At 67.3% G+C, this 9,852-nt stretch carries 11 protein-coding genes and 1 other RNA gene; 5 read left to right on the forward strand and 7 right to left on the reverse strand.

The genetic code is table 11. From position 1 onward, the window contains the following. Positions 1–148: 148 nt before the first annotated feature. From ACIPIA_RS04730 to rpmH, 6 genes are read right to left on the reverse strand one after another with little or no spacing between them, the layout of a single operon-like run. Positions 149–517, reverse strand: coding sequence for a DUF423 domain-containing protein (locus tag ACIPIA_RS04730; RefSeq protein WP_400507173.1), 369 nt, complete (start codon positions 515–517; stop codon positions 149–151). Positions 518–524: 7 nt separating this feature from the next. Then, entirely contained in the window at positions 525–1,190 is a 666-nt protein-coding gene (gene yihA, locus ACIPIA_RS04735) for a ribosome biogenesis GTP-binding protein YihA/YsxC (protein ID WP_400507175.1), read from the reverse strand. Between the two features lie 10 nt (positions 1,191–1,200). Next, on the reverse strand, positions 1,201–1,842 hold the full coding sequence (locus ACIPIA_RS04740) for a CatB-related O-acetyltransferase (protein WP_400507189.1): 642 nt from the start codon (positions 1,840–1,842) through the stop codon (positions 1,201–1,203). A 50-nt stretch (positions 1,843–1,892) separates the two neighbouring features. Further along, entirely contained in the window at positions 1,893–3,767 is a 1,875-nt protein-coding gene (gene yidC / locus ACIPIA_RS04745; RefSeq protein WP_400507191.1) for a membrane protein insertase YidC, read from the reverse strand. Positions 3,768–3,818: 51 nt separating this feature from the next. Further along, on the reverse strand, positions 3,819–4,232 hold the full coding sequence (gene rnpA / locus ACIPIA_RS04750; protein ID WP_400507177.1) for a ribonuclease P protein component: 414 nt from the start codon (positions 4,230–4,232) through the stop codon (positions 3,819–3,821). A 54-nt stretch (positions 4,233–4,286) separates the two neighbouring features. Then, positions 4,287–4,421 (reverse strand): 50S ribosomal protein L34, encoded by a 135-nt coding sequence (rpmH, locus tag ACIPIA_RS04755; RefSeq protein ID WP_038364779.1) that lies wholly within the window; start codon positions 4,419–4,421, stop codon positions 4,287–4,289. A 242-nt stretch (positions 4,422–4,663) separates the two neighbouring features. On the opposite strand from rpmH, the gene ffs reads away from it, so the two are divergent. The 4 genes from ffs to recR all read left to right on the forward strand — a co-directional run bounded on the left by ffs (position 4,664) and on the right by recR (position 7,873). Next, positions 4,664–4,760, forward strand: an RNA gene (ffs, locus tag ACIPIA_RS04760) — signal recognition particle sRNA small type. A 140-nt stretch (positions 4,761–4,900) separates the two neighbouring features. After that, positions 4,901–6,760: a DNA polymerase III subunit gamma/tau gene (locus ACIPIA_RS04765; RefSeq protein WP_400507179.1), complete on the forward strand. Its 1,860-nt coding sequence runs from the start codon at positions 4,901–4,903 to the stop codon at positions 6,758–6,760. Between the two features lie 20 nt (positions 6,761–6,780). Further along, complete coding sequence (locus tag ACIPIA_RS04770; RefSeq protein ID WP_400507181.1) at positions 6,781–7,101, forward strand: YbaB/EbfC family nucleoid-associated protein; 321 nt, start codon at positions 6,781–6,783, stop codon at positions 7,099–7,101. A gap of 166 nt (positions 7,102–7,267) precedes the next feature. Continuing rightward, entirely contained in the window at positions 7,268–7,873 is a 606-nt protein-coding gene (gene recR / locus ACIPIA_RS04775; protein ID WP_400507183.1) for a recombination mediator RecR, read from the forward strand. A gap of 4 nt (positions 7,874–7,877) precedes the next feature. Here the strand turns inward: recR and ACIPIA_RS04780 are convergent, their stop codons facing one another. After that, the gene (locus tag ACIPIA_RS04780) at positions 7,878–8,576 is read right to left on the reverse strand and encodes an outer membrane protein (protein ID WP_400507185.1); all 699 of its coding nucleotides are present in this window, start codon (positions 8,574–8,576) and stop codon (positions 7,878–7,880) included. 177 nt (positions 8,577–8,753) lie between these two features. Here ACIPIA_RS04780 and ACIPIA_RS04785 point away from each other — a divergent pair, with 177 nt between their 5' ends. Further along, on the forward strand, positions 8,754–9,803 hold the full coding sequence (locus ACIPIA_RS04785) for a YihY/virulence factor BrkB family protein (protein ID WP_400507187.1): 1,050 nt from the start codon (positions 8,754–8,756) through the stop codon (positions 9,801–9,803). The last annotated feature ends 49 nt before the right edge of the window (positions 9,804–9,852 follow it).

Consider the following 9,852-nt stretch of genomic DNA (forward strand, 5'->3'; position numbering starts at 1 on the left):
ACTCCGGCGCCAACGAGCTGCTCGCCGAACTCGGACTGAAGCCGCTGCGGCGCGATGTCGGCCTGCGCGGCGTGTCGAGGGATATCGGCGTCTTCGCGATCCGATAGCGGCGCTCGCCACGGCGCGACGGGAAGGGCTTTGCCGAGCCTCAGGTGCGCCGCGAAAACAAGGCAGCGCCGGCAAGGCCGAGCCAGCCGCCGAGCATGAACCAGCCGCCGATCGGGGCGGCGCGCGGGAACAGCGCCTCGTTGGCGAAGCCGCGGCGCGCGAGATCGGCCGAAAACAGCACCGCGCCGAAGATGATGGCCGAGAGCGCGAAGCGCGCCGCCACATCCTGAAGGTGCCCGCCCTTGCGCGCGGCGGTGGCGCCGATCACGACCGAGGCATGGAACAGCAGCATCTGGCCGGCCGTCTGGACATTGGCCGTTCCGGTGACATGGGCCGCTGCGGCAAGCAGCGCGACGCCTGCAAGCCCCATCAACGCGGCGAAGGTGAGGTGGGTCTTGGTCGCGTTCATGCGATCCTCACTGCCGCTCCGCCAGCACGCGGCCGATCGCGGCGCGGAACTCGGGGATGCCCATCCCCTTCTCGCTGGAGGTCAGCAGTACCTCGGGGAACGCGGCCGGACGGCGCTTGATCTCGTCGAAGGTCGCCTCCGTCATGAAGGTCTGGTCGGCCTCCTTCAGCGCATCGCCCTTGGTCAGCACGACCTGGTAGGAGACGGCGGCCTTGTCCAGCGTCTCCAGCACGGCGCCGTCGACATCCTTGATGCCGTGGCGGGCGTCGATCAGCACGTAGACGCGCATCAGGTTCGAGCGTCCGCGCAGATAGTCGTGAATCAGCCTGGTCCAGGCCGCGACCTTCTCCTTGCCGACGGCGGCATAGCCGTAGCCGGGCATGTCGACGATGGTCAGCCGCTCGTCATGACCGACCTGCCGGAAGAAATTGAGCTGCTGGGTGCGGCCCGGCGTGTGCGAGGTGCGCGCCAGGGCGTTTCGCCGGGTCAGCGCGTTGATCAGGCTCGACTTGCCGACATTCGAGCGCCCGGCGAAGGCGATTTCCTGCCCGACCATCGGCGGCAGGTCGTCGATCTTGGTCGAGGCCCAGACGAAGTCCCACGGCCCCTCGAAGAGCTTGCGGGCGGCCTCGATCTCCTCGGCGTCATAGGGCTTGGTCGTCGATGTCGTCATGATGCCCTGCCTACACGGCTGCGCGGAGCGCGTCGATATCGGCGCCCTGGATCGCGTCGATATGGCGCGCGATCCGATCCGCCTGCCAGTCCCACCAGCGGATCGCCAGCAGTTCCGCTACGATCTCCGGCGGAAAGCGCATCTTGACGACCCTGCCGGGATTGCCGGCGACGACGGCATAGGGTGGCACGTCCTTCGTCACCTGCGCCCGCGTGCCGATGATCGCCCCGTCGCCGATGGTCACGCCCGGCATGATCACCGCCTCGCGGCCGATCCAGACGTCGTTGCCGATGACCATGTCGCCGCGATTGTTCGGGCCGGGGCGCTTCAGGCTCTCGGGATCGCCGAGGCCGAACATCTGGAAGGGAAATGTCGAGAAGCCGCCGATCGGATGGTTGGCGCCGTTCATGATGAACTGCGCCGCCTGCGCGATCGCGACGAATTTCCCGATGATCAGCCGGTCGCCGATGAAGTCGAAGTGATAGCGCACGCAGCGGGCGACGAAATGCTCCGGCCCGCGCGAGTCGTCGTAGTAGCTGTAGTCGCCGACCTCGATCAGCGGATGGTCGACCACCGCCTTGAGGAAGGCGGTGCCTTTCCAGCCGGGAATCGGATGGCGCGTCTGCGGGTCGGGAAGCGGCATTTCGGATATGGCCCTTGGCCTGAAAAGGCGAAGGGCGGGAAATCCCGCCCTTCGATCACTCACTTCTTGTTGGTGTTGGCGGGCTTGGGCGGTGCGGCGGCCGCGCCTGCCGTTGCCGGCTTCTTGCCGAACAGGCCCTTGAGGTTGTCGAAGAGTTCGATCTTCACCCCGTTCTTGCGCATGATGTAGCCCTGCTGGATGACCGAGAGCAGGTTGTTCCAGCTCCAGTAGATCACCAGGCCGGCCGGGAACGAGCCGAGCAGGAAGGTGAAGAACACCGGCATCCAGGTGAACATCATCTTCTGCACCGGATCCGGCGGCTCCGGGTTCATCTTCATCTGGATGAACATCGTGATGCCCATGATGATCGGCCAGGCGCCGAGATGCAGGAAGGCCGGCGGCGTGAAGGGCAGCAGCCCGAACAGGTTGAACAGGTTCGTCGGGTCCGGCGCCGCGAGATCGTGGATCCAGCCGAAGAACGGCGCGTGCCGCATCTCGATGGTGATGAACAGGATCTTGTAGAGCGCGAAGAACACCGGGATCTGCAGGAGCACCGGCCAGCAGCCGGCAACCGGGTTGATCTTCTGCGTCTTGTACAGCTCCATCAGAGCCTGCTGCTGCTTCATCTTGTCGTCGGCATAGCGCTCGCGGATGGCCGTCATTTCCGGCTGCAGCGCCTTCATCTTCGCCATCGAGGCGTAGGACTTGTTGGCGAGCGGGAAGAACAGCGCCTTGAGCAGCACGGTGACGATCAGGATGGCGACGCCGAAATTGCCGACGTGCTTGTAGATCCAGTCGAGGACGAAGAAGAGCGGCTTGGTGATGAAATAGAACCAGCCCCAGTCGATCAGCAGCTCGAAGCGCTTGATGCCGAGGTTCTTCTCATAGCCGTCGACGGCCGCGACTTCCTTGGCGCCGGCGAAGAGCCGGGCGTTGGAGGTGACGGTGGCGCCCGGCGCGATCGCGATGGCTTCGCCGAGGAAGTCGGCCTGATAGGTATGGCCGGTGCCGGTCTGGACCGCGGAGTAGCGGCCCTCGTACTTGCGCTGCTGGTCGGGAATGACCGCGGCTGCCCAGTACTTGTCTGTGATGCCCACGAAGCCGCCGACGACGTCCTTCCAGCTCTTGCCGGTGGTGCCGGGCGTGAGCAGGGGCTCCTTGTCGATCTTGTCGTAGGTGTATTCCTGCAGGCCCTGGTCGCCGAGATTGCCGACGAGACCCTCGTGCAGCACGTAGTAGCCGAGCGTGGCGGGCTTGCCCTGCCGGACGATCTGGCCGTAGGGGAAGAGCGAAACCGCAGCGCCGCCCTTGTTCTCGACCTCGTCGCGGATCGTGAACATGGCGTTGTCGTCGACGCTGATCACGCGCCGGAAGGTCAGGCCCTGGCCGTTGTCCCAGCTCAGCGTCAGCGGCTTCGCCGGCGTCAGGACCTCGTTGTCGGCGGTCCAGACCGTGGTCGCGTTCGGCAGCGTGACATTGCTGCCGGGGGCCGCAACCCAGCCGAAATCGGAGTAATAGGCGTTCGGGCCGCCGAGCGGCGACAGCAGGATGATGTGCGGGCTCTTCGGATCGACGGTCTCGCGATAGGCTTTCAGCGAGACGTCGTCGATGCGAGCGCCGGTGAGCGAGATCGAGCCGGCGATCTTCGGCGTGTCGATGCGGACGCGCGGGCTCGCGGCGAGTGCCTGCTCGCGCGTGCCGACGGCGGCCGCAGCGGCAGCGCCGGGCGCGGCGGACGTGCCGGGCTGGCCGGGCGCGCCGGGGGCCGGGGCGGACGAGCCGGCAGGAGCCTGCTGGCTCTGGGCCTGCTGGTTCTGCTGCGCGATCTGCTTCTGCTTTTCCATCTGCGGCACGCCGTAGAAGAACTGCCAGCCGAGCAGCACGACCACGGACATGACGATCGCGAGAAGGAGATTGCGGTTGTCTTCTTTCATCATGATCGGAAACGGATCTCGCTTGGTCCGGCAGGGTCAGGACGTGTCGGGTCAGGCTTGCGGCGCTGAACCACGCTTGGGTTGCGGGCGGCGCCGGTCGGCGGAGAATTTCTCACGCGGCTTTTGAGGCCTCGCCCGGTCGATGGCAATGGAAAGATCGGCCACGAGTGCGTGAAAATCTGCGCCGAGCACTTCGGCACGGGCAACGACCACGATGTCGCAGCGTTTGCCGGTCTGGTCACGCAGGGCCTGGGCGGCGGCGGCACGCAGGCGGCGGCGGATGCGGTTGCGCTTCACGGCATTGCCGGTCTTGCGCGAGGCGGTCAGCCCGAGCCTGAGCCCGTCCCGGTCTTCCTCGGGCGTGCAGTCGCGCACCTGCGCCATGAAGGCAGGCGAACGAAAACGGCGGCCGTTGTCGGCCGCCGCCAGGAATTCTTTGCGTTGCGTCAGACGGGCGAGGCGCATGGCGATTGGCCAGTCTTCCGGAACGGGCGCGCTTGGATCACGCGCCAGTGCTTGTCAGGCCGACAGGCGCTTGCGGCCGTGCGCGCGGCGAGCAGCGATGACCTTGCGGCCACCCTTGGTCGCCATGCGGGCGCGATAGCCATGGCGGCGCTTGCGAACCAGCTTGCTGGGTTGATAGGTTCTCTTCACGGTCCGTCTCCGGGGCCTTTATGAGCACGACGGCCGCGGCTTTCCGGGGAAAGCATGGCCAACCGAGCCTGTCATGCGATAAGGGTCGGCGCCGCCTCTCGGCTGCGCAGGTCGCGGGCTTATGACGGATGGACGACGGCAAGTCAACGCCAAACTGGCAGAGCTGGCGCCGGCTGCGACGAAGCTGCGCGGCCTTTCAATGCCGGCTTGCGATTCCGGCCGACATCCCCGATATAGCGGGCGGGAGGTTGGCGAGGGACGTCTCACTCGCCAACCGGGTCAGGTCCGGAAGGAAGCAGCCCTAACGAGACCGAACGGGTCTTCGTCCAGCCTCCCACCTCGCGCGCTTCATGAAAGTGCCGCGAGCTGCTGCCGCGCCAGGCCGACATCAGCATGGTGTGGCGTTCGGTGCGGCACTGCATTCATGTCCGCGCAAAGCGCCATTGACCCTCGCCTTCCGATTGGCGAAACCAGACCTCATGACCGACCAGATCGACGCCGCCTCTGCTGACGAACCGGGATTCGCCGGTTTCGATCCGGCGCCTGCGCCGCAGGCGGCGCCGGGCGGCGCACCGACGCCCTATCGCGTCCTCGCGCGCAAGTACCGGCCCGCCCATTTCGGCGATCTGATCGGCCAGGAAGCGATGGTGCGCACGCTCACCAACGCCTTTGCCGCCGGCCGCATCCCGCAGGCCTGGATGCTGACCGGCGTGCGAGGCGTCGGCAAGACGACGACCGCCCGCATCCTGGCGCGCGCCCTGAATTTCCAGACGCCGGACGGACAGGGCGGCCCGACCACCGATCTCAGCGGGTTCGGCATCCACTGCCGCGAGATCATCGAGGGCCGCCATATCGACGTGATGGAGATCGACGCGGCCTCGAACAACAGCGTCGACAACATCCGCCAGATCAACGACGCCGTCCGCTACGCGCCGGTGTCCGCGCGCTACAAGGTCTATATCGTCGACGAGGTGCACATGCTCTCGACCGGCGCCTTCAACGCCTTCCTGAAGACGCTGGAGGAGCCGCCTCCGCACGCGAAGTTCATCTTCGCGACGACCGAGATCCGCAAGGTCCCGATCACGGTGCTGTCGCGCTGCCAGCGCTTCGACCTGCGCCGCGTCGAGGCCGACGTGCTGGTCGATCATCTCGCCGGCATCTGCAGGGCCGAGGGCGTCGATGCCGAGCAGGAGGCGCTTGCCGCCGTCGCCCGTGCCGCCGAGGGCTCGGTGCGCGACTCGCTCTCGATCCTCGACCAGGCCATCGCGCACGCCGCCGGCCAGATCACGCTCGACGACATCCGTTCCATGCTCGGCCTCGCCGACCGGGCCCGCGTCATCGATCTGTTCGAGGCGGTGATGAAAGGCGACATCGCGGCGGCTCTGGGCGAGCTGCGTTCGCAATACGATGCCGGCGCCGATCCGGTGGTGGTGCTGAACGACCTCGCCGAATTCACCCATCTCGTGACGCGCCTCAAGCTCGTGCCCGAGGCGGTGAAGGACAACAGCCTCGCCCAGGCCGAGCGCGTGCGCGGCGGCGATTTCGCTCAGCGCCTCTCGGTCCGCGTGCTCGCCCGCACCTGGCAGATGCTGCTCAAGGGCATCGGCGAGGTGAAGCTGGCCGATCGGCCGGTGATGGCCGCCGAAATGGTGCTGGTGCGCCTCGCCCACGCCGCCGATCTGCCGACGCCGGATGAAGCCCTCAAGATGCTGCGCGACGGCATGGGCTCGGCCCCCGCCGGGAACGGCAACGGTGCGCCGCGCCCGCCGTCGGGCGGAGGCAACACCGCGCTTGCGGCCCGGCCGATCCTCGCCAGCGCCAATCCGGCCCCGGTGGCGGTTGCGCGCGCTGTGGCTGCCCCGGCCGCGATCGTCGCCTCGATCGAGGACGTCGTCGCGCTTGCCTCGCAGAACCGCGAGATCACCCTGAAGATCGCGCTCGAGCGCGACATTCGCCTTGTCCGTTTCGAGCCTGGCCGCATCGAGTTCTCGCTTGCCGAGGGCGCCTCGCGCACGCTGGCTCAGGACCTCTCGCGTCGCCTCAAGGAGTGGACGAACCAGACCTGGATGGTCGCCGTCGTCAACGAGGAGGGCGGCGCCACTTTGCGCGAGCAGGCGGCGGCAGCCAAGGACCAGCGCGAAAGCGACGCCGCGGCCCATCCTTCGGTCAAGGCCGTGCTGGAGCGCTTTCCCGGCGCGCGCATCGTCGATGTCCGCGATCCCCGCGCCATCGCCGCGGCCGAGAATGCTGCCGCGATGCCGACCGAGGACGAATATCTGCCCGACGCCGAGCCGCTGTTCGACGATGCCGAGCCCGATTTCGACGGCATCGATTTCTGATCATTCAAGGAGGATTTCCCATGCGCGACATGATGGGCCTGATGAAGCAGGCTCAGGCGATGCAGCAGAAGATGGCCGACATGCAGGCCGAGCTCGACACCATCGAGGTCGAGGGCACGGCGGGCGGCGGCATGGTCACGGTCGCGATGACGGCGAAGGGTGCGCTCAAGGGCGTGAAGATCGACCCCAGCCTGATGGTGCCGGACGAGCGCGAGATCCTCGAGGACCTGATCGTGGCTGCCGCCAACGATGCCCGGACCCGCGGCGAGCGCGTCATGCAGGAGCGCATGGCCGAGATCACAAAGGGCCTGCCGATCCCGCCCGGCATGAAGCTGTTCTGAGCTCTTGGCGAACCCATGGATGTCGTTTCGGGGCTTCGCAAGGCGAAGAACCCGGTGCCTACGGCCGGGCCGGCCCGGCCCGGCCGTGGCGCGGCGTCCCGCTGCACCCACCCGGTCGTGGTTTCCGGCTTCGGCCAAGGCCGGTCCGGAATGACGAGATAGCGCCATGTCCCGAGCGATCGCCGGTCCCGAGATCGAAAGATTGATCCAGCTCCTGGCCAAGCTGCCGGGGCTGGGGCCGCGCTCGGCCAGGCGTGCGGCGTTGCATCTCGTCAAGAAGCGCGAGCAGCTGCTCGGCCCGCTCTCGGAGGCGATGGCGGTGGCGCGCGAGCGCATCGTGGTCTGCTCGCGCTGCGGCAATGTCGATACCAGCGATCCCTGCGGCCTCTGCACCGATCCGCGCCGCGACGACAGCCTGATCGTCGTGGTCGCCGATATTTCCGACCTCTGGGCGCTGGAGCGTTCGGGCGCCGTCTCCGGGCGCTATCACGTCCTCGGCGGCGTGCTCTCGGCGCTTGACGGCATCAGGCCCGAGCACCTGACGCTCGATGCGCTGGTGGCGCGGGCCTCCGAACCGGCCGTGAAGGAGATCATCCTCGCGCTCAGCGCGACCGTCGATGGCCAGACCACCGCGCATTTCATCACCGACATGCTGGCGCATCTGCCGGTGAAGGTGACGAAGCTCGCCCATGGCGTGCCGGTCGGCGGCGAGCTCGACTATCTCGACGACGGCACCCTGGCCGCCGCTATCCGCCAACGCACTGGGTTCTAGCGCCTCAGAACTTGTAGGCGATGCTGGCGCGCGCGCTGTGCGCCGTGAAATCCTGGTCGCCGGTCAGGCCGGGAAAGGTGCCCGAGCTCGCGAAACGGTTCCGCCCGAAATCGGTGTAGCGATATTCGACGCCGAGGATGACGTTGTCGGTGAAGGCGAAGTTGACGCCCGCGCCGAGGTTCCAGCCTGTCCGGGCGCTGGTCAGGCGTTCCCCGAAGCCGGCAGGGCCGAAGACCCGCCGCTCGTATTCGGTGAAGGAGGCGCCGCCGGTGCCGTAGATCATCAGCCGGTCGAAGGCGTAGCCGATGCGCAGGCGCGCCGAGCCCTGCCAATCCTGGCTGACGCGGCCGGCGAGGCCCACGCCTTCGAAACGACTGCGGCTATTGACGGCTTCGACATCGCCCTCGACGCCGAGCACGATGCTGCCGAACTGGTAGTTGAAGCCGGCCTGGGCGCCGCCGAAGGCGGAATCGTCGTCGATGCGGAAGCTCGTCGGCGTATAGGGGCCCGTCGGGGCGCCGATCCGCACGCGGTTGCTGCCCCAGGAATAGCCGCCCTGAACGCCTGCATAGGCGCCGGTCCAGGAATAGAACGCCGGCAGCTCGGGCGCCGGCGGCAGTGCGACGCCTCGCAGATCGGCCGCGCCGGCCGCTCCGGTGAGCAATGCTGCGCAGGCTGCCAGGGCGTATCTGAGCTTCGACATCGGGCTTTCCGAAGGACATGGAATGCGCCCGGATGAGCGGGCGTGCCCGGCCATAACGAAGCATTAAGGTTAACAATCGGCTAAGCCGGCCCCGCAGCGTCGCTTCGCGGGAACGATTGCGGCCGAGCGCGGTTCCCCGCAAGCTGCGGCGAGGCAGGGTGGAGCGCGAATCCCGATATGGCATTCCTCAAGCGGATCACGGGTGCGGCCGGGCTCGGCGTCGTGCTCGGTTATCTGTCGGGGGCCTTCTCCAATCATCGCGACCGGCGTCGGCAGGAGGCCGCGCGCGGGCGCCTGGCGCGCTCGCCCTGGCAGATGCCCTGGCTCGGCTGGAAGGACGTGCTCCTGCGCTTCGTCGGCAATGTCGCCGACAACCGCCTGACATCGCTGGCCGGGGCAGTCGCCTTCTTCACGCTGCTGTCGCTGGTGCCGGCGCTGTCGCTGCTGGTCACGATCTACCGCTATTTCACCGATCCCGCGACCATCGCCGAGCAGCTCGATACGGTGACGACCATGTTCCCGCAGGCAGCGCGGGAACTGATCCACGAGCAGGCGATCCGGCTTTCGACCCAATCCGGAGTCGGTCTGTCGCTGACGTTCTACGTCAGCCTGCTCGTTGCGGCCTGGTCGGCCAATGCGGCGGTGAAGGCGATCTTCGACGCGCTCAACATCATCTATCGCGAGCAGGAGAAGCGCTCCTTCCTGAAGCTCAACGCAATCTCGCTGTTCACGACGATCAGCGGCGTGGTGCTGCTGGTTGCAGCGCTGATCGCGATCGCCAGCTTGCCGGTGGTGACCGCGCTCTTTCCGTTCCACTCCGAGCTGGAGCGACTGATCCGCCTGGTGCGCTGGCCCTCCTTCTTCGTCCTGGCAACGCTCTCGATCGCGGTGCTCTACTGGATCGGTCCGAGCCGCGAACGCATGCGCTTCGTCTGGGTGATGCCGGGCGCCATCGCCGCCGCCCTGCTCTGGGGTGGGGCGTCCTATGCCTTCTCCTGGTATGTCAGCACGCTCGGCAATTACACCGCCGCCTATGGCTCGCTTGCCACCGTGGTGGTCTTCATGACCTGGCTCTGGCTCTCGGCGACCATCGTGCTCGCCGGTGCCGAGCTCAACGCCGAGCTCGAGCATCAGACGGCGCATGACACGACAAGCGGCAAGCCGAAGCCGCTCGGCCAGCGTGGCGCCGCCATGGCCGACAGGGTCGGGCCGGCGAAGGCGGAGTGAGGTAACGGCTTCGCCCCGATTGCATCGCTGCAATCTCGCGCTTGCTCGC

Origin of the sequence: Allobosea sp. CER48 (assembly GCF_044752385.1) — a bacterium.
GTDB lineage: Bacteria > Pseudomonadota > Alphaproteobacteria > Rhizobiales > Beijerinckiaceae > Allobosea.